The sequence below is a fragment of the Phyllobacterium sp. T2-21 genome (assembly GCF_055378485.1).
The window spans coordinates 1,971,391-1,990,896 of record NZ_AP027912.1 but is presented as its reverse complement, the minus strand read 5'-3'; the positions used below and the strand labels follow the sequence as shown (position 1 = coordinate 1,990,896).

Annotated in this window: 25 protein-coding genes; 13 read left to right on the top strand and 12 right to left on the bottom strand. The window is 53.0% G+C overall.

Features of this window, described 5'->3' with window-relative positions; genetic code table 11:
• Positions 1-164: 164 nt before the first annotated feature.
• From ACZ5FP_RS10010 to ACZ5FP_RS09985, 6 genes are all read left to right on the top strand, one after another.
• Positions 165-344, top strand: coding sequence for a Flp family type IVb pilin (locus ACZ5FP_RS10010; RefSeq protein ID WP_464659900.1), 180 nt, complete (start codon positions 165-167; stop codon positions 342-344).
• A gap of 346 nt (positions 345-690) precedes the next feature.
• Positions 691-1,164: a hypothetical protein gene (locus tag ACZ5FP_RS10005; protein WP_464659898.1), complete on the top strand. Its 474-nt coding sequence runs from the start codon at positions 691-693 to the stop codon at positions 1,162-1,164.
• A gap of 244 nt (positions 1,165-1,408) precedes the next feature.
• Positions 1,409-1,543, top strand: coding sequence for a hypothetical protein (locus ACZ5FP_RS10000; protein ID WP_464659896.1), 135 nt, complete (start codon positions 1,409-1,411; stop codon positions 1,541-1,543).
• Between the two features lie 357 nt (positions 1,544-1,900).
• Positions 1,901-2,092, top strand: a complete 192-nt coding sequence (locus tag ACZ5FP_RS09995) for a hypothetical protein (RefSeq protein WP_463011375.1) — start codon at positions 1,901-1,903, stop codon at positions 2,090-2,092.
• Positions 2,093-2,146: 54 nt separating this feature from the next.
• Positions 2,147-2,422 carry a hypothetical protein gene (locus ACZ5FP_RS09990; RefSeq protein ID WP_464659895.1) on the top strand — a complete coding sequence of 92 codons (276 nt, stop codon included), beginning with the start codon at positions 2,147-2,149 and terminating at the stop codon, positions 2,420-2,422.
• 288 nt (positions 2,423-2,710) lie between these two features.
• Positions 2,711-2,839, top strand: coding sequence for a hypothetical protein (locus ACZ5FP_RS09985; protein ID WP_264319180.1), 129 nt, complete (start codon positions 2,711-2,713; stop codon positions 2,837-2,839).
• Between the two features lie 62 nt (positions 2,840-2,901).
• Here the strand turns inward: ACZ5FP_RS09985 and ACZ5FP_RS09980 are convergent, their stop codons facing one another.
• Entirely contained in the window at positions 2,902-3,213 is a 312-nt protein-coding gene (locus ACZ5FP_RS09980; RefSeq protein ID WP_346305513.1) for a DUF982 domain-containing protein, read from the bottom strand.
• Between the two features lie 91 nt (positions 3,214-3,304).
• Between ACZ5FP_RS09980 and ACZ5FP_RS09975 the strand changes: the two genes are divergently transcribed.
• Complete coding sequence (locus ACZ5FP_RS09975; RefSeq protein WP_346305514.1) at positions 3,305-3,538, top strand: hypothetical protein; 234 nt, start codon at positions 3,305-3,307, stop codon at positions 3,536-3,538.
• Between the two features lie 89 nt (positions 3,539-3,627).
• Here the strand turns inward: ACZ5FP_RS09975 and ACZ5FP_RS09970 are convergent, their stop codons facing one another.
• Both ACZ5FP_RS09970 and ACZ5FP_RS09965 read right to left on the bottom strand, forming a co-directional pair.
• Entirely contained in the window at positions 3,628-3,939 is a 312-nt protein-coding gene (locus ACZ5FP_RS09970; protein WP_223615683.1) for a PepSY domain-containing protein, read from the bottom strand.
• Between the two features lie 137 nt (positions 3,940-4,076).
• Positions 4,077-4,619: a phosphatase PAP2 family protein gene (locus tag ACZ5FP_RS09965; protein ID WP_464659891.1), complete on the bottom strand. Its 543-nt coding sequence runs from the start codon at positions 4,617-4,619 to the stop codon at positions 4,077-4,079.
• 264 nt (positions 4,620-4,883) lie between these two features.
• Between ACZ5FP_RS09965 and ACZ5FP_RS09960 the strand changes: the two genes are divergently transcribed.
• The 3 genes from ACZ5FP_RS09960 (at position 4,884) to ACZ5FP_RS09950 (ending at position 6,209) form a co-directional block, all read left to right on the top strand.
• Positions 4,884-5,228, top strand: coding sequence for a YnfA family protein (locus ACZ5FP_RS09960; protein WP_464659889.1), 345 nt, complete (start codon positions 4,884-4,886; stop codon positions 5,226-5,228).
• An 80-nt stretch (positions 5,229-5,308) separates the two neighbouring features.
• Complete coding sequence (locus ACZ5FP_RS09955; protein ID WP_464659887.1) at positions 5,309-5,536, top strand: hypothetical protein; 228 nt, start codon at positions 5,309-5,311, stop codon at positions 5,534-5,536.
• Between the two features lie 217 nt (positions 5,537-5,753).
• Positions 5,754-6,209, top strand: a complete 456-nt coding sequence (locus ACZ5FP_RS09950; protein ID WP_223615679.1) for a pyridoxamine 5'-phosphate oxidase family protein — start codon at positions 5,754-5,756, stop codon at positions 6,207-6,209.
• Positions 6,210-6,484: 275 nt separating this feature from the next.
• On the opposite strand, the gene ACZ5FP_RS09945 is transcribed toward ACZ5FP_RS09950, so the two are convergent.
• Together ACZ5FP_RS09945 and ACZ5FP_RS09940 are read right to left on the bottom strand one after the other, a co-directional pair.
• Complete coding sequence (locus tag ACZ5FP_RS09945; protein ID WP_464659885.1) at positions 6,485-6,916, bottom strand: DUF2750 domain-containing protein; 432 nt, start codon at positions 6,914-6,916, stop codon at positions 6,485-6,487.
• 200 nt (positions 6,917-7,116) lie between these two features.
• A complete protein-coding gene (locus ACZ5FP_RS09940) occupies positions 7,117-7,305 on the bottom strand; it encodes a hypothetical protein (protein WP_464659883.1) in 189 nt (62 codons plus the stop codon).
• Between the two features lie 426 nt (positions 7,306-7,731).
• Here ACZ5FP_RS09940 and ACZ5FP_RS09935 point away from each other — a divergent pair, with 426 nt between their 5' ends.
• The gene (locus tag ACZ5FP_RS09935) at positions 7,732-8,364 is read left to right on the top strand and encodes a LysE family translocator (RefSeq protein ID WP_464659881.1); all 633 of its coding nucleotides are present in this window, start codon (positions 7,732-7,734) and stop codon (positions 8,362-8,364) included.
• Positions 8,365-8,469: 105 nt separating this feature from the next.
• Here ACZ5FP_RS09935 and ACZ5FP_RS09930 read toward each other — a convergent pair whose 3' ends face one another.
• Both ACZ5FP_RS09930 and ACZ5FP_RS09925 read right to left on the bottom strand, forming a co-directional pair.
• Complete coding sequence (locus ACZ5FP_RS09930) at positions 8,470-10,152, bottom strand: HAD-IIIC family phosphatase (RefSeq protein ID WP_464659879.1); 1,683 nt, start codon at positions 10,150-10,152, stop codon at positions 8,470-8,472.
• Positions 10,153-10,514: 362 nt separating this feature from the next.
• Positions 10,515-10,757: a hypothetical protein gene (locus tag ACZ5FP_RS09925; RefSeq protein ID WP_464659877.1), complete on the bottom strand. Its 243-nt coding sequence runs from the start codon at positions 10,755-10,757 to the stop codon at positions 10,515-10,517.
• A 245-nt stretch (positions 10,758-11,002) separates the two neighbouring features.
• On the opposite strand from ACZ5FP_RS09925, the gene ACZ5FP_RS09920 reads away from it, so the two are divergent.
• Positions 11,003-11,173 (top strand): hypothetical protein, encoded by a 171-nt coding sequence (locus ACZ5FP_RS09920; protein WP_223615674.1) that lies wholly within the window; start codon positions 11,003-11,005, stop codon positions 11,171-11,173.
• A 1,515-nt stretch (positions 11,174-12,688) separates the two neighbouring features.
• On the opposite strand, the gene ACZ5FP_RS09915 is transcribed toward ACZ5FP_RS09920, so the two are convergent.
• The 3 genes from ACZ5FP_RS09915 to ACZ5FP_RS09905 all read right to left on the bottom strand — a co-directional run bounded on the left by ACZ5FP_RS09915 (position 12,689) and on the right by ACZ5FP_RS09905 (position 14,679).
• Positions 12,689-12,901: a glycoside hydrolase family protein gene (locus ACZ5FP_RS09915; RefSeq protein ID WP_464659875.1), complete on the bottom strand. Its 213-nt coding sequence runs from the start codon at positions 12,899-12,901 to the stop codon at positions 12,689-12,691.
• The gene (locus ACZ5FP_RS09910; RefSeq protein WP_464663233.1) at positions 12,862-13,035 is read right to left on the bottom strand and encodes a glycoside hydrolase family protein; all 174 of its coding nucleotides are present in this window, start codon (positions 13,033-13,035) and stop codon (positions 12,862-12,864) included. Before ACZ5FP_RS09910 ends, ACZ5FP_RS09915 begins: the two co-directional genes overlap by 40 nt.
• A gap of 567 nt (positions 13,036-13,602) precedes the next feature.
• Positions 13,603-14,679: a putative sugar O-methyltransferase gene (locus ACZ5FP_RS09905; protein WP_464659873.1), complete on the bottom strand. Its 1,077-nt coding sequence runs from the start codon at positions 14,677-14,679 to the stop codon at positions 13,603-13,605.
• A 559-nt stretch (positions 14,680-15,238) separates the two neighbouring features.
• On the opposite strand from ACZ5FP_RS09905, the gene ACZ5FP_RS09900 reads away from it, so the two are divergent.
• Positions 15,239-16,180, top strand: coding sequence for a class I SAM-dependent methyltransferase (locus ACZ5FP_RS09900; RefSeq protein ID WP_464659871.1), 942 nt, complete (start codon positions 15,239-15,241; stop codon positions 16,178-16,180).
• A 2-nt stretch (positions 16,181-16,182) separates the two neighbouring features.
• On the opposite strand, the gene ACZ5FP_RS09895 is transcribed toward ACZ5FP_RS09900, so the two are convergent.
• Positions 16,183-18,252 carry a rhamnosyltransferase WsaF family glycosyltransferase gene (locus tag ACZ5FP_RS09895; RefSeq protein WP_464659869.1) on the bottom strand — a complete coding sequence of 690 codons (2,070 nt, stop codon included), beginning with the start codon at positions 18,250-18,252 and terminating at the stop codon, positions 16,183-16,185.
• Positions 18,253-18,867: 615 nt separating this feature from the next.
• Positions 18,868-19,065 (bottom strand): spike base protein, RCAP_Rcc01079 family, encoded by a 198-nt coding sequence (locus ACZ5FP_RS09890; RefSeq protein WP_464659867.1) that lies wholly within the window; start codon positions 19,063-19,065, stop codon positions 18,868-18,870.
• Positions 19,066-19,506: the final 441 nt, after the last annotated feature.

Here is a 19,506-nt window from a genome sequence, read left to right as displayed (position 1 = left end):
TTTTACTTAAAATATTCAGGGCGATGTAAGCGATGATTAAGCAAGAAATCCGGTGATACTTTGCTAACCAGTTTTTTTAAGTCAGCCGAAATTGTTGAAAGCCTAAGTTCACGACGGTTCAACGAAACCGCGTCAAAAGCAACGCTTCAACAGGGATACAGAACATGACAACTCTTTTCACACGTTTTCTCAAGGATGAGTCCGGCGCAACAGCCATCGAATACGGCCTGATTGCTGCCCTCATCTCCGTCGGCATCATTGCCGGTGCAACCTCCCTTGGCACAAACCTCGGCACGCTGTTCACCAACCTCGGCAAAAAGTTTGGGGCTACGGTCGTTAACTAAACATGCCGTTGGGGTTGCCTGGCCACGGGCAACCCCAATTTCATATCCAACGCCAATGCCGTTGACGTTGGATATGAAATTATCCGGACGGACCCCTGCCCGCCATTTCCATGGCTCCGGTCGTCCCATGGGCCAAAATCAGCCCGATCACCCATATGCATGCATATGCCTGCTGATTACTTCGGGCTTTGATCTATTCTCCTAATAATATTGACTATTTTACTCATATATCGTTTCACGATGCTATATATTTACAATTTCCCGTAAACGTTGTTTCGTCTTCCCAGTTTTGATTCAGAATGCGCTTGAACAAAATCATGGAGGGGACCGCATCATGATCTTTGGCATGACTTTCTATACTTTCGTTCACGTCCTGATCAGCCTGATCGGGATCATATCGGGGCTGATCGTTCTCGCCGGACTGCTTGCGTCCGACAGAAAGGAAGGATGGACACTCATCTTTCTGGTGAGCACGGCAGCCACAAGCCTGACGGGCTTCGGCTTTCCCTACCAGGGCTTTACGCCTGCCATCGGCGTCGGCATCCTCTCGATCATCATTCTCATCATCGCGATCGCCGCCCGTTACCCCCTGCATCTCGCCGGGCCGTGGCGGCGGGTCTACGTGGTCGGCGCCGTGATCTCGCTGTACTTCAATGTTTTCGTGCTGGTCGCCCAGTCATTCCAGAAAATACCCGCATTGAATGCCCTGGCGCCCACCGGCTCGGAGCCGCCTTTTGCGATCGCGCAAGGGATTGTGCTGCTCCTGTTCATTGCCGCCGGCTTTGCCTGCCTGCGGCGGTTTCATCCCGTCATACGGTGAAAACCCGGACCGGATACCCGGCAGCTCCGGATCACTGCACCGCGCCGGCCCATCAAAGGGCCGGACCTCTCAATCGGATGTACTAGAATATTACACCTCCCGATGCCGCCGGGTCAGTGTTATGATCGTGTCTTGAAATTGTTCTCGAATTGCCATGCTGGTCGAACGTGACTTGCTCCTCACCGCAATTGCAGGTTCAAAGTCCGTTAACCTCTGCCTGGCCAAGCCCATGCAGGAGAAAGCAATGGAGGAGGAGGACGAAGAAAACAGGGAGAAGGATGACTATGCGCCCTATATGACATCCATATGGGGTTATCTCGTCGTCTTCCTGATCATCATTCCCCTTGTGCTGATTCTCGGCAGGAAATTCGGGCGATGAGCCCATTCTATTGGCATTTTCCCCGGCCCGCCCATGGCGAAATTGCGGTTCACCGGCAGGAACACCAAGCCACGCAATGTGGCTTATCCAACGGATTTCACGTGGTTTTGTCATATTCATCCCCGCGTGGAACCGTGCAACACGACACAACTGGAGAATGAAGACAAAAGTACCAAAGCTTGTCGCTGGCGGGCCTTTTGTGGCGCATATCGTCTTGTGCTTCACCCCGTCGTCCAATTTGCTGACACCCACCTGCATTGCGTTGGCAGGGGATGTTTGGAAAGGGTCATCTGAGTGCTTACTTTGTACTTTTTGGAAGACTACCGTAATCCGGGCCATTCAAATCGCGAGACAGAAATGGCAACACATCGCCCCGAGAACCCAAAGCCAGTCAAAAAGGCCGGGAAAGTCAAACCCGTCAAAGCCGCGGCGGTGACGAACTGGGATGAACTTATCGCCCGGAACGTGAAGCTCGAAGACAGGCTTATCAAGAAGCTGAGATCGCGCCATATTGTTCGCAAGCTCAAGGTGAGGTTTCTGACCAAATAGGACTTCGGTATCCGACACGGCACCGGTGCAATGGAGCGATGACCGGTGCCATCGATGCCCGGCATTCGACCGGATCTGTTCACGGCGCTTCAGCTCGAAGCGCTGGCGTCAGCGGCCGGACACAACATTTCACCTTCCATAGTTACAGATGTTCTCATTGCATATTCGCGCAATAGTTGTATTCATTTCGATAAAATTTTAACCGCTCTGGAATCTTCAATGTCTGATGACAACAAACAACCCGGCGTATTCGCAGGTTCCTGGCGGCTTGCGATTATCATGCTTGTCATTCTGGCCGCCGTCTGGATCCTTGGACGCGCCTTCGCATAACAACCCTAGGTTTAGTAAACTGTGATTCAACCGGATATTACCGCTCCGGCGGGATGCATCCCGGCTGCGCTTGCAACCGCCAATCCCTGCCCGCATCCGGTGACGGCCCATGAGAATCCCCGTTTTTGATGCACTGCAGCACGCTTCTGTGGGTCGATTCCGCAACACTTCTCTGCCCAACAGGTCATTTTCGGTGCGTTTTCTGAATTATTTTCATGCACACGCTTTGACATTTAACTTTCATGTTGATGGAATAGGCACCTGCAGACGAATTAGGGGAACATTCGAATGTATGAAGATGATGAGGACGAACAGCACTTGCACTATACCACGCCCGCGTGGTGCCATTTGCTTGTGTTTGGCTTTGCGCTGGCAATCGCCGTGCTGATTAGTCAGATTTGTTCTTCCATGGCCTGACGGGCTCCCGTCAGTTCAACCATCGACATCGGGATACTGTCCCATAAGACCCTCACCTGACCCTAGATCGTATTCGCGGGTTTTCCCGGCTGATCGGTCGATGCGCCGAGCGTGGTCCCCAATTGCGATCCGGTGCGCTCGCTGACATCGATGCCCGCTTCCAGCGATGCGGCGACAAAAGCCGCGCGTGCATCCTCGGCGGACAATTTTTCATCAAGTGCATTGCGGCATGCGTCACAGGCGATCCTGTGCTTTTCGCCCCGGCGCCGCGACCAGTACTGCGTCAGCATGGTCAGCGCGTCGCGCACGTTGCGCACAACGATGACGCGTCCGGTACGCGGCGACTTGATGGTCACATGCGTGAATGAAAGCATTTCCATAAGCTTCAAATGCATGAGAAGGCAAGTGGTTCCATCACGCTTGATTGACGAACTGTCCGGCTTGCCCGACACTGGGTTTTTCCGAATGAAAGGGCTGCCCATGGAATATGACAAGGAGACGATCAAAGGCTCGACCAATGGCTACGGGCTTGGGGTAAAGTTCGAACTCACCAATGGCCAGGTATGGGAGCAGACCAGCAGCGACGACGAATATCTGCACCAGTTCATGCCGGAAGTTCTGCTCGATACGGCCGGAAACATCGGAAAACTCAAGATCAACGACATGAATGACTGGGTGGAGATCAAGAGAATTCTCTGACGCCCACAGCGCGGGTGTGACGGCAAGCAAAAGGAAACGCCCCGCCATCCCCTGGGGGGCAGCGGGGCGGATAAAGCTTCAACCCGGCGTCAATTGACCGAAATCACTTCTCCGGTTCGACGATCAATGGAGACGCTGATGTCGTCGCCCTGATAGTCCGTTCCTTCCACGATGATGCGCGACCGCGTCCGCCGGATATCGTCGACTTCGCGCACGCCTTCGGACCGGGCGATCCGCACCGCCGTCCGATCAGTGATGCTGACGCTGCGATAGGGACGATCCATTTGCGGATCGACGAGGCGAACGCCGCCGGGACCTATTTCGATTGATTGCGCGAATGACGGCGCTGAAGCCAATAGCGTCAGAGCCGTTACACCCGCCATTGCCAGAACTTTGAACATGACACTCTCTCCTTAACACGACCCACCAAAACCATACACCACATATGCCTTTGCCGACGCCCCCGAAGCAGGGTTAATGATTAGTTTAGGGCTATAGTGTGGCTGAATTTGCCGCGCCATTGCGTTCCGGATAACTTTCAGAATACGCGTGTTACGAAGCGATCGATTTTCGACCCCTCCCGATAAAAAACGGCAACCGCCAGGGCCGCCAGCAAGGCCGTCACACCGCCGCCGATCACGTCGGAAACATAGTGCGTGCCGACATAGATGCGCGACCAGCAGACGAGAAAGGCCATCAGCCCCAGCAGAATGGTGCGGCGCGCCAGACCGTGAAGCGCAAAGGCCGCGACGATGGCAAGCGATGCCGTCGCATGGTCCGACGGAAACGACCAGTCGGCGCTGGGAGGAACGAGAAGATGCGTGATATCAGCATCATAGGGCCGGATGCGCTGCACAAACAACAGAATGATCTGGTTCAAGCCCAGTCCGATGAGAAAGGTCAGCCCGGCCGAGACGCAGGTATGCCGCACGTGCAGCCTGCCCGCCTTGCTCCACCATTGACCAATGACGGCCACGATCATCAGCGGTACGCCGAAGCTGGTGACGGTCAACATTATTCCGTCGAGAACCGGAGTATGGCCAGCGGGCAAATTGAGCCATTGCGTGATCGTTTGATCCATTCTCTTCTCTGCTTCCTTAGCCTCGAGCGGACTGCGAAAGCCCCGGAATGGCATGTCCTGTCCATCCGGTCTTTCGAATCGGTTTTTCCCGCGACCTCACTGACCGTGAATCGCAACGATTTCATGGCGGAGAACTGGTTCCGTCGACTGGCACGCCGCGGATTGCCGGTCAATGCCGGCTTGGCTTGCATTGTTGCCGCCGCTTCAATTTCCGCAGTTGTCTGCTATGCAGGATCGATCCGCTGTCAGGAAATCGGGGGCCCCATGCAAACCTACGTCACAACCGCACTGATCTACGGCGCCGCCGCCCTGGCCGAGATCGCCGGATGTTTCGCATTCTGGGCATGGCTGCGCATGGAGCGATCGGTGTTTTGGCTGGCGCCGGGCACATTGTGCCTTGTCGCCTTTGCCTATTTGCTGACACTCGCGCCATCGGGTGAAGCCGGACGCGCCTATGCCGCCTATGGCGGTGTCTATATCTTTGCATCGCTGATGTGGCTTTGGCTGGCGGAAGGGCAGCGGCCGGACCGCTGGGACATGACCGGTGGCATTCTTGCGCTTGTCGCGGCGGGGATCATACTCTTTGCGCCGAGAGGAAGCGCTGCCTGACGCCTGTGGCATGAATCGGGTGGCTGGCCATCAAGGGCAAGCGATACACTGAATCCACGCCCCCAGGGAGTGTGAGTTCAATGTTGTCTCTCTTGAATGCTTTGCATGCAATGGCCGCCCGACGCGGCGAGGGTCTGCACCCCGAATTGGCCGCGCGGCTGGAACAGCACGCCCGCAGCAACCCGGAGCGACCGGCCGCGACTCTGCACCCGGATCACACCGGCCAGCAAGAGGGCGGTCAGGTCGTTCAGGTCGATCTCGGTGTGATGCTGTTCAGGCACGGCCGCGGTCGTATCGACAAAACCTGAGACGACAAGCGCGCAGGCCCGTGTACCGATCACCTCGTTTGCGTGAACACGCAAGCATGAAGGCTGGTCAACCCACGCCTCCCCCTGCATCCGCGCAAACTGGGCAGGGCTCACATTGCCCAGCCAAAGTCATTCACCTGTTTGACAACGAACAAAGCGCCCTCAATAATTATCGCGGCGGCAGTCCGCCTGTTCAAGAAGTCCAGGAGCAACCTCGATGATCATTAATGAGATGACGAAGGCGGAGATCAATGCCTTGCTGAGCCGCGCGAGCATTGGCCGCCTGGCCTGCTCCAGGGATGATCATCCCTATATCGTTCCGCTCAGATTCGCCTATCACTCCGTCTTTCTCTATTCTTTTACAACGGTCGGCCGAAAGGTCGAATGGATGCGCAACAATCCGCACGTCTGTGTCGCGTTCGATGAGATCGACGCAACCAATCGCTGGCAAAGCGTGATCGTCAACGGGCTGTATGAAGAACTGTCGAACGATCCGTCCCATGTCGACGCACGCGCAACCGCACACCATCTTCTGAGCGCATCCGCCGAGTGGTGGCAGCCCGGATATACAAAGACGGTCATTCGCGATGCAGAGCGTCCGCTTGAACCCGTGTTTTTCCGGATATCGATCCTCGAAACAAGCGGGCACAAAGCCGTCAAAACCGCGAGCTAGCGGTCCGGCACAATCCGGCACAGGAATTGGCACCCGCTTTTTTCAACAGCACCGTCCTGCGGGACTTGACGCGGCGAATGATCGGATCGCCAAAAAGTGCTGCGGAACCTCTCACGCCCGCCGCCGTTTACCCCATTCAATTGGAGGTCATACGATGCTTACAGCAGCAGTTTTATGGTGGCTGGGCGTTCCGCTCATTGTCGTCATCCTGATTTTCTTCATCTTTCTGCGGCGCCGCTGAATGGGGCGCCTGTTCGGTGCGGCGGGGGCGGCCCTTATGGTTTCAGGTAGGAAAACCCCGTCTGGATCTCATGCCTGATATCGGCGATCACCTTGTGAACCGACTCAATGCGTCCGTCGCTTGCCTGATCGAAGCAGATCCCGACTTTAAGTCCGCGTTGCCGCAATGCCGGCAGAAAATCTTTCAGCACCGCGTCAAGTTCCATCTCAACGATTTCGGTTTTGATATGCAAGCCGGTACCGCGGTCCAGCGGCCCCAGCCACAGCTCCGCAAAGATGGCATCCGGCCAGAGCGGGCAGCACATCGATGTCCCGGCCGGGTCATTGAGAATGAGATAATTCGAACCAAGGTTGATGGTGTATACTTTGTAGGTCTCAACCGCTTTCTTGATGAAATATCTGTAACGCATGGCGTGTGAGAGTTTGAGAACTCTTGTTGCCTCTTCAATACTCTGTTTTGTCTCCATGTGCCCACCCTCGTTGCTGAGGATAGACCAGAATATTAAAGATTGAAGGACAATTATTCCAAAGCGAGAGTTTATTCCGGCCGTGTAAACCGAAATTGATGATCGAGGGTTGGAGAAGCGCTTATTCCAGCGCCTGGGGACGATCGGCTTTATGTGGATGGGAGCGGTGCAACCATGTTGCGCACCCCCACTGGGTCCATTTAATTTACCCTCTGCAATGTGATTTTATCTTGCTGCTCGGCATTCAAACGATGAACGCCCGCTTCTGCTGCAGTTCTTGTTGCCGCATAATATCGGCCGAGGCCAAATGACAGTGCCGCCAGGAACAGGACAACGCCGATATACTTCCAAGCACTGGCTTGATAGGGCTGCGGATCAATCGAATACATTCTAAACTCCAGGGTGACGGCATTGAGCGGGGAAAGCTGGCGCTGTAAAAACCCCACCATCCCGAAAGACGGTGGGGTAAAGTGTGTCTGGAACAGGATTTTGCAGCACTTCCTTCCATCGATAAGTCAATTGACCCAACTCCCTGCACCCGATGGGAGCTTGGATTTCGTTCTTCTCAGGGAACGTGTTGTGGCAGTGTCGTTTCCGGCATATTTGAATTATTGACGGGCAACAGAACAACGTTGCCAGTCATGGACATATCATCAAAACCGGCGTGACGTGAGCGTGACCGAAATCCCGGATCAGACCGGTATTATTGGGCAAAAAGCGTCCATGGCTGCCTTTGCAGGAACTGCGAGCCAACCCCTTGTCAATCAACGCATAAATGCTAGACAGGAATTCCGGTAAACTCGAAGGAAAACGATATGCCGGACTTCTCAACACTCATGCTTTTTGCCGCCGCGTCCGTGGTTCTCACGGCCACGCCCGGCCCCGATATGCTTCTCATCGCCTCCCGCAGCATCAGCCAGGGACGGGGCGCGGGGTTTCTGACCTATGCCGGCATAGCGCTCGGCACCTATTGCCATGCGATGGCCGCAGCGCTTGGGCTTTCCCAGCTTTTTCTTGCCGTTCCCGTGGCTTATGAAATCATTCGCTGGGCGGGCTGCGCCTATCTGCTTTATCTCGCATGGAAAACCATACATTCGGAAGGGACGGCATTCTCCCCGACATCCCGCCTCAAACGTTTTTCGATGAAACGGATTTTCGGCGAAGGCCTCTTCACCAATCTGCTCAATCCCAAGATGGCACTGTTCGTGCTGGCGCTGTTTCCGCAGTTCGTCAAACCCGAAGCCGGTTCTCTGGCCGTGCAGATGCTTATTCTCGCCACCGTGCTCAATGGCATCGGCTTTGTCGTCAATGGCGCGGTGATTCTCCTGAGCAGTCATATCCGCAGCCGGGTCGGCAGCGTCCCCCGCTTCCGCAAACTGCCGCAATATTTGCTGGCAACGGTCTTCACCGGCCTTGCCTGCCGCCTTGCGCTTGGCAGCCGGACCTAGGCAAGTCTGACACGGTGTGGCAGCCGGATTTTAGCTGCAGCCCAGGCGAGGCACACGGCAAAGCAAGCCTTGGACGCGCCGTTCATCTCGAATTGCACCGGGAGCCTACGCCGACATCTCGCGGAATTTGACGTGCGGCGGGGCTGTGACGGTATTGTCCTGCAACGTCCATGTCCCGCCGTCCAATGCAAACCCGCACTTCTGGTACAGGTCGCGGCATAGGCCGTTGGCTTCGGTCGGCGTGTAGACGCCCTTCAGGGGAAGGTGGCTTGCGGCAAGCCCGGCGATAACCGCCTGCTCAACACCAAGGCCAACCACCCGGCAACTCATCACGAACTGGATGATGATGTGATCCCTGACAATGGCGATTCCCACCAGACCATAGTCGGTGTATTTGTCGCCGACTTCGAAAGTCTCGAAGACGGCACCCGAGAGAAAGGCCTGCTGACATTCACCGATGGTCCAGCGCTTGCCCGTGGTGTTGAACTGGTTGGATTTGTTGAGCAGTTCCAGCGCGCGTGGAAAACGTTCGTCCTCTATGGTGTTGATCGGGCGGATGCCGACGGAAACGTCGAGGGAAGCCAGGAACTCTTCCCGGGTCATAACGGCCTTCGCGGTTTCCCGCTGCACCTGAGCCTGGATCATCTCGGTGCGTCTGCTTGACTCCGGCGTGACGTACGGAACCTGCGTTTCCGGGGCCCAAAGCAATGTGCTGCGGATCGAATACAACTCGTCGCCAAGTACCCGCATGGCCGGAAATGCCGCTTGCACGCTTTCCCGCTCAACGGGATTATCGTCAATGAAGAGAGCGTTCTTCGGCAAGAGATTGGTTTCGCTGAGAATATCCTGGATGTTTTCCGATTTTGGCCGCCAGTTTATTTTCCGGACCGCGAAGTCATCGATATTCAGTCTGTGCTTCAGGAACTGAGGCCACAAGTCGAGGATTGTCGCTTCGTCATTCTTGCTGACGATCGCCAGGACGATACCGCGCTGCTTGAGAAATTTCAGGGCTTCGATCAGGCCGAGCGGCCATCCTTCCAGGAGAACGCGATTGTGTATGCCTTCTTCCGCGACAACCCCGCGCCAGAGCGTATCGTCCAGATCAAGGATGACCAGCTTCACGCTGTCTTGCTGGGTGAGCGTCCGATACATGGCATGTATCTCGCTCCAAAACCCGAAGATGAAATCTTCTATGTTGATCGGGTAAAGGCTGGTGAGTTTGGTTGGCTGGACAATGCGGGTTGTGTCGTGGATGGAATCCCAGTCATTGGCATAGCTGGCATGCGACCAGTTCCAGACGAGATCCTCTTGAATGAACTTTCGGCCGAATGTCTGCGCGATGGCATCGGCCTGGACCATATGTGCCCCATGTTCCCGCGCCAGCTCATGCAGTTTGCGGTTCAACTGCTCGACGAAATAGGTGGGGTTGCGCAGGTCATAGCGCGGCAGAAGCCGCCCCATGTGATTCTGCTGCGGTATGAAACATTCGGAAACGAAGGTCATGAGCTTGGTGTTTTCTGTAAACGCCAGCGCGCCCGTAAACGTTTGGATCAAACGCTGCTCGCACTCCCGCAGTTTTTCCTTGAACGGTTCCTCGCTGGTGTGCGGTATATCCGAAAGCATGGTTTCCGGCACAATCGTCCGCAACGGCAAATGTATAAGCTGGAAAGCATATTCTTCGATGGGATGCGGCGGTTCTGTCAGGTCACCGGGATAGTTGTACAGGACATGATCGACTTCCGCGCCCTTGAAAATGACATGGGCGTAGTGGAACAGACCCGCTGCCATGCACGATCCGACAACGAGGATCCGCTTAACAGCGACGGGTGTTGCCTCCAACGTGTCGGGTGTTCTGAATTTATAGGCAACCTTTTGATTTCGCACAGAAGCCGTGGTTTCAAGCATTCAGAGCATCTCCAATCAATCGCAGATCAAGCTAAGCGGTGCCATCCAATCGCCGCAAGACAGATCGCGAAGGCAAAGGACGAAAAACGCAGCATTGAGAATTGGAGTAAACGCGCATCCCGATGGCCTTGCCGCGCAGCCGGCTTCTCCGGGGAATAGCGTGGACGACAGGCCCCGCAGGCGGCTGCGCGGTATCAGGACGTGTTCACTTCACCGGAAAGATCATGTTTTGCGCAATTTTGTGGTCATTTTAACAACAATTGCATTGACACGGCGGCCATAGCAATCTCGATTTCGTGCAACTTGTCACCTGTTTGGATTGCAACGAAAATGATGAAAATACTCGTTATCGCCATATCCGCCCTTACCCTATCAAGCGTTGTGCTTGTCAGCACAGCGGACGCAGCGCGATTCGGATTGAGTTTTGGCGGGCCTCGCAAAAGCGTCGCCAAGGAAAGCGGAAAGGCAAAGAGCAGCAACCCGGGCAAGGGAAGCTCCCGTGGTGGTGGTGGGGGTCACGGTGGCGGTGGTCACGGTGCCGGTGGTAACAGTGGCGGTGGCGGTGGTCACGGTAGCGGTGGTAACGGTGGCGGACACAGACGATAGGTGTCAATGTCACCGGCCGACATGGCTTCGGCGCTGGGCGCGACACACAGACAGGGACATCGTTGTCACCTTGATTTCCCGATTTGGACCATGTTGTTCTGTCTCCCAAAAACGTGGGAGAAGAAGCATGGGCGACAACAACAGATCCGATGAGATTGACTCTCTGCCCGCTGCTCTCGAACTTATCAACACTGTTGACGATCCGGAGCACAAGGTGGCGTTTCTCAAGGACGTTGTCAGCACGCTGGTGGAGGAAGTATTGGAGCTTCGCAAGAAAGTTGCCGAACTCGGCGGCTAAGACCTTTCCTGCTTCGACCGGCCTCCATGAAAGCTTGTTGGTTTGCACAACAGACCAACTGCTGGGTTCGAATTAGCGAAGTCGCGTGGTAGACTACAAGACGTCGTTATATTTCAATGATGGTTTCAAAAAATACTGAATCGATTCGCTACCTAAGTACAGAAGGATCTAAACAACAGATGTTACGGTTCTAATCGACCGCACAGCTTGTTGAAGTATTGCCGAACGGAATGATTCGACTGTTGGCGTTTTCGATACCTTTTGACTCTTTCGCCAGAAAGAACAAATACAGAACACTTAGCGCGTACGGGAGTTGCGTCGATGCTGACTGAAACAGCGCGCACCATATCGAATTTGCATGATGACCAAAAACATGGGAACCGCTATGTTGAACATTCCAAACACCATGCCAGACCAATAAAGCTTAGGGTTATTAGTTCTCGTCCACTCATTGTTTCGAGCTACCCACACACCCGTATGCCATGATCGCAATAATGCCGGCGCGAACAGGTAGGTTGCAAATAGCAAATAGCTGACCAAAATGGGCAGATAGAACACAGCTTCCCCCAGTATTTCACCCGTATTGTTACAGCAATCGTCATATGATCCGCAACAACTGCCCCTGAAAAGCAACGGCCCCCACGTTTAGTGACACGAGGACCTTCTAAGTATGCTGATCTCCGTGGAATGTTATCTGTGAAACAGCTTCACCACCCACTCGACTGAGTTTGCCAGCGTGACACCAAAGGTCACACCGGCGAGCCCGACCACGCCAAGTACGCTGATCCCATCAACTTCCACTTCTTCACCTCGTCCGTGATTTTTTGGAAACCTACACGTCATCCCTTATTGTAGCGACGTCTGTTTTCATGCCTCCAACGTCAGCTATGATCTCATCAGTTTGGCAATGAACTACGGCGTGCTTTTCGTCGACCTCGCGATTCTCCGCGCCAGTTGTGCGCCCAGAAGCGTCGATATCCCTGCGCAAAGCCGCGACTTGCCCGGACAGCAAGCCGACTGCCTAATAGACGTCATTGAGACTTGTTGCCGTCGTTGCCAGCGCTTTCGTGTTTTGCCGACAGCGTTGTGCGAAGTGACCTGATTGGCAAATTACCGGTCAGTTTTCAAAATGGAGACCGATATCTCAGGGCTTGCGGTTAGTGTCGAGAACCTCTCGCACACGCGCTGCTTCATCTTCGATTGACAGCCCGAAATCACCGCACAAAACAGCTGCATCGGAAGAAATTGCGGTTTCATTGATTTCATTCCTTTGCGGGAACCTAGACCGATGTTTGAAGCGCAAGCACAGCGGGTTTGCTGGCGACCTTCGCGCCTGTCATGGAATTAGAAGGAGCAGAAATGATCAACGCGCCCAACACGGCCCCAGCCCCGATTTAACGGTATTTGAGGAGAGTAAGGATCATGTCGGATTAATCCGCTTATTGAGGAACAGGTGAGCGTCAATGACAAAGCTGATCACGAGGATGGCAGCGAGCGCTTCTGCAGCGGCCCGTGTCAGCAAAGGCATAGGACAGCGTTGAAATCGCTCCTATTGAGCTTTTTCGGCAATGTCAGCTTCTCTAACGCACCGGTATTGAAATCGAAGGACACCAGGGCAGCAAACTGATTATCGGTCAGTTTAACCTTGACCAGCCTGTCCACCCTCGCCTCGAACCTCGACAGGCCCGTCAGCAGGAGGATATCGGCTCCATCAGCCGTGATCCACATGCCCGCGGTAACGACGGGCCACCGGCGGCACTGGTATGACCGTAGCCAATGTTCCAGACGCCCACCGTATCGCTATAGGCTGTTGTTCTCAGGGCTTCCCACTCTTTGACAAGCGAAAGCCCAGCCGCATTGATACATCGTGGTATGGTGATTTCCTGATTGTTGGAACGAAGTCTATGTCAGTTGATGGACACTTGCGGCTCGCGTACTTCCCGCAGAGACCGACTGTGATGAAGGGAAAGTTTGCCGCAATCGGGGCTTCTCCCAGATTGACGCGCAAAAAATACCGCCAGTTATGAACGATTTGCATGGATTTATTTGGAAATTCTATCCGCGCACGCAGCGCAGAGGCATGAGGCGCGGGGTTAATTCAGTGACGCGCTACCCCATGCTGGACACGAAACTGGTCCGGCAAGGGCCGGGTCCAATGATACGAGGATTTTGGGATTAGAATCATTGCTGAATTGATCACAGTGAATATAAGGAAACAGGGTGGTTCGATCCATAAAAAGTTCCTGAGACAATCAGTGCTGATTGACTGGAAAGTCTCAGGAATGGGGAACCCTAGTGACGCCAGTTTCCAAAAACAAATGCCATGTTGGATTATTGTGCACTCTTAGACGCGCCGCATTTTCAGGGGTTTCAGTCACCAGAGCAACAAGGCCATAAGGAGCTGGTATACATAAGACAGAACGCAGATGCTAACTGACCTTCACAAGCCCTTTGAGAAATGAGAGACCTCTACTTGCACGCGCCTCATTGCGGATGAACACGATTTCCTCGATATAGCCCGCCCGCATTGGTGCTGGATACCGCATCAGTTCAGCATTGGGCGCGAGCGTCTTTATTACTTCACTCACCGTGAACGAATTGACTTCATGGTTGATCGATAGAAGCACCTTCGCAGTGTCGAGCGCATGTTTGACATAGGTATCGGCCGACGACCTGTCCATTTCGGTCATTGAATCCACGTTGACCACGAGATCCGCTTTGATGTCGGGAAGGCAGATAGGAGGCAGAACGCGAACCGCACCTGGGCAATACTCCTCACCAAAAAGACATACCTTATCCGGCCCGAGTGTCCGTCCGAGGAAGTAGCCTTGTGCGAGATTGGTCAGTGGTATGTCAATGATAGTGTAATTTGTTGCGCCGGAACGATGGCAGTAATAGGCAGTGCGTCCAAGTCCCGCACCGATCTCGAGGATCGAATTTCCTTTGGCCAAACGCAACAAATGCAAGGTTCGGTACTGCTGATATATCGCGAAGACAGCGCGAAGATTAGCCGTCCCGGTTTTCAATTTCAGGCCGAACTCATCCGGGTATGGGTTAGGAAAATCCGCGCGCGTCACGGAGCCGATCAGCGCTATCAGCTCGTCGCTTGTACGCTTCTCGGGAGGTCGATGATCCGGCGCTTCGGGGTTATTCACCCTTGCCACACCGACAGCCGCAGCAAGCGCTTCAATGGCACTCACTACCAAACCCGCCTGCTGAATCTTCAAAGCCTCGTCGTTGAAAAGTTGTTCGTGTCGCTCTGTATAGATGAGGTCAAACCCGTATAACAGATGATTGGAAACGGGATTGCGAAGCGCCGCCGCCAATTCATCGTCCGAGCCATTTAGAACGGTGTTATGGACCGAGGATTTCCAGCCATCCAAAATACCCCACTGCGATTCTCCGTGTTCTGAAAACGTCTTGTGGGCCGCAATATAGGCTGCCCGGACACGGCGAACCAACTGTAGATCGTCTATTCCATCGACTTTAGAGCTAAAATCATACATGTAAAAAAAATCCTCCCCTATAGATTGAAGATTTCTTTAGATTGTCAAAAAAAGTATTTCAATGCCTGACAAGCTAAGTCTTCATATTTTTCCGCAATAAATATCGACATGGACGTTGCCGGCGGATAAATAATTTCTATTCGTCATGGCAATTTGTACATTATCATAATTAGTACTAGCAAGGCGTTTGCCTATTAGCACATCTGACCGAGCAGAGAGACGCACGCATTTGATCCATATGCTATCGATTTGCTCTCTGTCATCCAGTTCATCCAGTAAAACCGTCGATCTGCACCTGCAACAGACCCTTCCCACATGGTGTTTTGCCCGCATAGGCGAAGAAAGTTGCTCGGTCTATTTCACGCTCCAGAATAGCGCTGATCTACCTGAGGGCCACCGCTGGAAGGTAGCCATCACGTTTGAACACCCCACTTGCTACGGACTAGTGAGTGATAGGGCTGAGTAGAAACCAATGAAAGGGATTGGTGGATTGCTGTACGGATACGTATGGGATAGGAATCGCAGGCTGGCCTGTTCTAAAGATATCACCGGAGAGTGCATGCAAACGTTACGTAGACTGAAGGCCCGGCTTTTCCCCAACCTCGTCGTTGACCGATCTCCATTGGATCATGAAATGCAACGCCTACAACGCCGCATTTCCCAGTTGGAGAGAGAGAATACCGCACTTGAGCAACAGTATGCCGCGTTGAAAAAAAATCCTCCAGCGATCAATACCTATCACTTCAAGGGCTACAATATTCCGATCAACCTCATGTTAATGACAGGTGGCGGCCCCGAGACATTCGACGGGATTTCATCGCTCCACAACAACCTTCTCCAAAGGTGGATTGGTATTGAACCAAACCACAATATTTTAGAGATCGGCTGTGGTATCGGGCGCGATGCTATACCGCTCTCCTATCAAGTCACGAACGGCTCATATCTGGGCATCGATATCATCGGTGACTCAATATCCTGGTGCAAACAAGAGATTGAGTCCCGGAACCCAAATTTCAAATTTCTGCACTTCAATGTGGAAGACAAACTTCACAATGCCGGCGGAGTAACAAAGACCACGGACATCGTACTCCCGATAGAAGATGAATCGGTTGATCGGATATTTTTGTTCTCTGTCTTCACCCATTTGTATCAGGCCGATATCGAGCACTATCTGAGAGAATTTAGGAGGGTACTCAAGCCTGGTGGATTGGTGTTGGCGACGACGTTCATCTACGACGACGCCATATTACAGAAAGCTAGGGAAACGAACTTGACAGCCTTCGATCTGCGGTTTGAGCACGAAATTGATGACGGTTGCAGGATAAATGACCTTGACCAGCCGCTAGGAGCAATCGCATTCACCCGCAAGCGATGGGATGAGATGCTGAAGTCAACGGGTATGAAATACGTTCACCCTGTTCTATTGGGCGGTTGGTCTGGTTTCTTCGATACCTATGAAGACGGACAGGACGTCCTCATTTTGGAAGCTGTCCGTTCCTAGCCTCATCTCAGCACTGACGGCCAGACAGCATCGGCAGAGAAAATCGGTGCCGTTGTCGGGATGTCCTTCACTGGGATACGAATTGGTGTGATGGATCCGATTGAGTTTGAACAAGCCGTAACAGCCGCATCAATTGCGTCTGCAATGCTCTCCGGCGTGACCTCGTCGAGGCTTGTTAGAAGTGGACTTCTCTCCGAGATGTCTTTGCATTCGTATCGGTTGGATATTGTTCTGATTCCCGCATATGCCATTTCGAGTGGCGGGTAGCTAGGATGTGGTGAAATCATCAGCGATAGGCCGATCGATGCCTTGCTCAAGAGCTTGGCATACACATCCAAAGGCATCTTTCCGGTAATCACAGCATTTTTGAGTTCGCCGAGTTGATATTTATCAAAGGCCTCGCCAATGCAATAGATCGTCCAGTCGGCTGCCTTTGTCGGGTTACGACGACACCACAAGTTCAAACCATCGATACCAGCCTCGAAACAATTGCGCACTGCAGACGGCCGCGAGTAAAAAAGGATAATCTTTTCGCGCGGAATTTCAGTCAAGGCCGCATTGATTTTTGCATTAGGCGCATATGGAATGACGCATCGGTGCGCGTGCTGGTAATACTTGGCAAAATACCGTTCAAGCTCTTCAGAATTGAAGATAGCAAAAGTGTCTTCGTCACGTTTATAAGTTGCATCGACCAGCGCATACTTAGTCGACCATCCATAGAAGCCGGGTTCAAAATCTTGGATTAGGTAGACAACCCGTGGCGCACTGCCGAAAAGAAGTTTCTGTGTATCGTGTAGTCGATACGCATTGAGGGCGGTCCACCATGCTGTGGCAACAAATATGTCATTCCGCGTGAGTTCAAGAGAATTATAAAGCCGATCGGTAGCGTCAACAATTGTCTTATGACCTCGTTTTTCTTGCCCGATCTTTTGGATTTCGTAACCGTCCAGAATATCTGGAAGAGATTCGCCGACAGCATTATCAGTGACTATTACTCGGAAATCAGTATCATTCTCAGAGACATCCAAGATCTGCCGAAATACTTTTAGAGCCGTATCAATTCCACCGAAAATGTGTGCTGCCTCTAGAGTTGGAACCAACAGATTCAAACGGCGCCGCACTTCATACCTAGGTATTGAAGTTATGCGCGTAGATTCGGGAATAGAACATTGAGTAACGGAAAGAAAGTGCTGGCTTGACGTGATGAGTGGCTCAAAGTCTTTCGTTGGCTTTTCTGTTCCGCCTTCTGTTGTAATTCGAACCCAGCCATAGCCGGACTTCTCGACGAATAAGAGTAGAGAGCGCTCAATTGCGTGCGCCAATGTCCCATCGACCTGACCAGCCTCTTCAGGAAAATCGCTATAATCCAGATCAAGTTCGAGCAATTTTGATATTGCGGCTGACCGCCCCCAGTACATCGAGCCCGACGGAAATTCGAGGATATTGTAGACGTCCAGTGTGACACCGATTCGTGCAAGAAGTTCTTTAGCTATGGGAAAATCATAGCCCCAGTTGATGACGGGCTTAATGAAATCCGCATGCTCTGGATAAACCGCACCGACATTTCCTTCGGACAAAAGGCGTAGGTTTGTTGAAGCAATTTCTTCAGATCCGATGAGTGAGCCAATTAGATAGTCGCGCCAGTTTGCGTATTTGCCGGCCGCATGAAGCGATTGCTTAGAATGCAGATGCAAAAAGGCCGGGTAACGGGCATAGATATCCTTGAACGCGATATACTTTGGAGCAACATCACGGCCACGGTTGGGCACAATGCGTATCTCGCATTCTATGGTGTTGACCCCACTTTTATCAATACGGGCTAGTATCTGGGCCTTCTTGTCGTCAGTGTCAGTCGTTATAAAAAGCCCAAAAGGAACGGGGATGTTCGTTAGGTATTGGATAATCTCAGCGGCCACCTCAGGATAAAAGATGTGCGCGACGACAGCCACACGATCAAAGACAATGCTCTCTCCAAGAGAAGCATCGGGTATATGCACGGCAGGATTCGTCCCATCAGGGATTGTACGGGCGAGAACCGCCCCAATCTGATCAATGCTTCCAACTCGACGCATTTGCGACTCTACGCTGAGTGCCTTCTTTCTGAACAAACTGCGAAATGGAATCTGAGTGGTTTCGACTCGGTGTGCTGTAAACCTCAGAATGTGAGCTACAATCGCCCGCATTCCTCGTTCACGGTAAATCTTCCAGGCTCGCGACGTGTATCGGGTAATCATCCAACCAACCTACAATGAATGCAAAAACTGACGTCCCTCTTTGCAGCGCTAGACTAATGACGGTATGGTGTAAAGAATATTACAGGAACGATTACGCTTTCTGGTCGAATTCCAGATGTGCTGTGTTGCAAATTTATCCAACTCCCGTGAGGCGGGACATGAGCGAGTATTGTCTCTCAGAGAAGCAAATCGTGAACTTTCCCCCTATGCGCCAACGCGCGATCACAACGCACTTCCTGCAGTAAAGAACCTGTCGACCTGCTCAGCCCTGAATGTGCAGCGAAGCCTTGCCGCAGCATTTCATCTGTACGGAAGAATGAGCCCGCCATTTCATAAACAACGCGAATGGCGGGAGGCTGGTACGCTACTGGTGCTATCAGCGGGGCGATGGAGAAGGTCCGCAAGCCGCCTGACGGGCATCCATGACAGTGATCGGCAAATGGTCAACATCCCTCATACATTCCCACCAATGGTCTGGTGGCTCTCGATGCTGCCAGCCAAGGCGCGCCGGATCATGGTGTCTGCTCGGCCTCGATGAACCGCACCAGTCGTCCGAATGCAAAGCGCGCGCGCAACCTCGGGAAGCTCGGCGGTATCGCTCGGCGTCACGGCAAAAGCCACCGTGATAGGGCCGGTTCCTCCCAGTAGCATTGTAAATCGGTCTACTGCTGCCGTGATGCGCCTACTTTTACCCAATTAGACGATTGTAACGACGCTACGCCACCAGTTGCCAGCGATCTGGCGGGACTGAAAGCCTTGTCCCGGTCGCGGGTTGGGCAAGCCAGGAGGGCTGCCGCGAAAATCAGAAACCGCTAGGTATTCACTGCAAGAATCCTATGAGTTCAGATGTTATTTGATCGCGGACAAGTCACGCAATGCGCAGAGTCGATTGGTGGGATACCCCACACATCGACTGTTGGATAAAGGGCTGCAGTTCCTTGTGTTTGGCACTGTGTTGACGATTGTGATTTCAACTAACCAATACGAAAAGAGCAAGCGGATAATGCGTGATCCACACGTTCAAGCCGAGATAACAGAATTGTGGGTAATTAAAACCAGGAACGGATCCGCGAGCAACACTGTGGGCGGCTA

Excerpts from the sequence above, each read along its gene's own strand:
- ACZ5FP_RS10010 (WP_464659900.1), top strand. The coding sequence starts at position 165 with ATGACAACTCTTTTCACACGTTTTCTCAAGGATGAGTCCGGCGCAACA.
- ACZ5FP_RS10005 (WP_464659898.1), top strand. The coding sequence starts at position 691 with ATGACTTTCTATACTTTCGTTCACGTCCTGATCAGCCTGATCGGGATC.
- ACZ5FP_RS10000 (WP_464659896.1), top strand. The coding sequence starts at position 1,409 with ATGGAGGAGGAGGACGAAGAAAACAGGGAGAAGGATGACTATGCGCCC.
- ACZ5FP_RS09995 (WP_463011375.1), top strand. The coding sequence starts at position 1,901 with ATGGCAACACATCGCCCCGAGAACCCAAAGCCAGTCAAAAAGGCCGGG.
- ACZ5FP_RS09990 (WP_464659895.1), top strand. The coding sequence starts at position 2,147 with ATGCCCGGCATTCGACCGGATCTGTTCACGGCGCTTCAGCTCGAAGCG.
- ACZ5FP_RS09985 (WP_264319180.1), top strand. The coding sequence starts at position 2,711 with ATGTATGAAGATGATGAGGACGAACAGCACTTGCACTATACCACGCCC.
- ACZ5FP_RS09980 (WP_346305513.1), bottom strand. The coding sequence starts at position 3,213 with ATGCTTTCATTCACGCATGTGACCATCAAGTCGCCGCGTACCGGACGC.
- ACZ5FP_RS09975 (WP_346305514.1), top strand. The coding sequence starts at position 3,305 with ATGAAAGGGCTGCCCATGGAATATGACAAGGAGACGATCAAAGGCTCG.
- ACZ5FP_RS09970 (WP_223615683.1), bottom strand. The coding sequence starts at position 3,939 with ATGTTCAAAGTTCTGGCAATGGCGGGTGTAACGGCTCTGACGCTATTG.
- ACZ5FP_RS09965 (WP_464659891.1), bottom strand. The coding sequence starts at position 4,619 with ATGGATCAAACGATCACGCAATGGCTCAATTTGCCCGCTGGCCATACT.
- ACZ5FP_RS09960 (WP_464659889.1), top strand. The coding sequence starts at position 4,884 with ATGCAAACCTACGTCACAACCGCACTGATCTACGGCGCCGCCGCCCTG.
- ACZ5FP_RS09955 (WP_464659887.1), top strand. The coding sequence starts at position 5,309 with ATGTTGTCTCTCTTGAATGCTTTGCATGCAATGGCCGCCCGACGCGGC.
- ACZ5FP_RS09950 (WP_223615679.1), top strand. The coding sequence starts at position 5,754 with ATGATCATTAATGAGATGACGAAGGCGGAGATCAATGCCTTGCTGAGC.
- ACZ5FP_RS09945 (WP_464659885.1), bottom strand. The coding sequence starts at position 6,916 with ATGGAGACAAAACAGAGTATTGAAGAGGCAACAAGAGTTCTCAAACTC.
- ACZ5FP_RS09940 (WP_464659883.1), bottom strand. The coding sequence starts at position 7,305 with ATGTATTCGATTGATCCGCAGCCCTATCAAGCCAGTGCTTGGAAGTAT.
- ACZ5FP_RS09935 (WP_464659881.1), top strand. The coding sequence starts at position 7,732 with ATGCCGGACTTCTCAACACTCATGCTTTTTGCCGCCGCGTCCGTGGTT.
- ACZ5FP_RS09930 (WP_464659879.1), bottom strand. The coding sequence starts at position 10,152 with ATGGCAGCGGGTCTGTTCCACTACGCCCATGTCATTTTCAAGGGCGCG.
- ACZ5FP_RS09920 (WP_223615674.1), top strand. The coding sequence starts at position 11,003 with ATGGGCGACAACAACAGATCCGATGAGATTGACTCTCTGCCCGCTGCT.
- ACZ5FP_RS09915 (WP_464659875.1), bottom strand. The coding sequence starts at position 12,901 with ATGTGGATCACGGCTGATGGAGCCGATATCCTCCTGCTGACGGGCCTG.
- ACZ5FP_RS09905 (WP_464659873.1), bottom strand. The coding sequence starts at position 14,679 with ATGTATGATTTTAGCTCTAAAGTCGATGGAATAGACGATCTACAGTTG.
- ACZ5FP_RS09900 (WP_464659871.1), top strand. The coding sequence starts at position 15,239 with ATGCAAACGTTACGTAGACTGAAGGCCCGGCTTTTCCCCAACCTCGTC.
- ACZ5FP_RS09895 (WP_464659869.1), bottom strand. The coding sequence starts at position 18,252 with ATGCGTCGAGTTGGAAGCATTGATCAGATTGGGGCGGTTCTCGCCCGT.
- ACZ5FP_RS09890 (WP_464659867.1), bottom strand. The coding sequence starts at position 19,065 with ATGCTACTGGGAGGAACCGGCCCTATCACGGTGGCTTTTGCCGTGACG.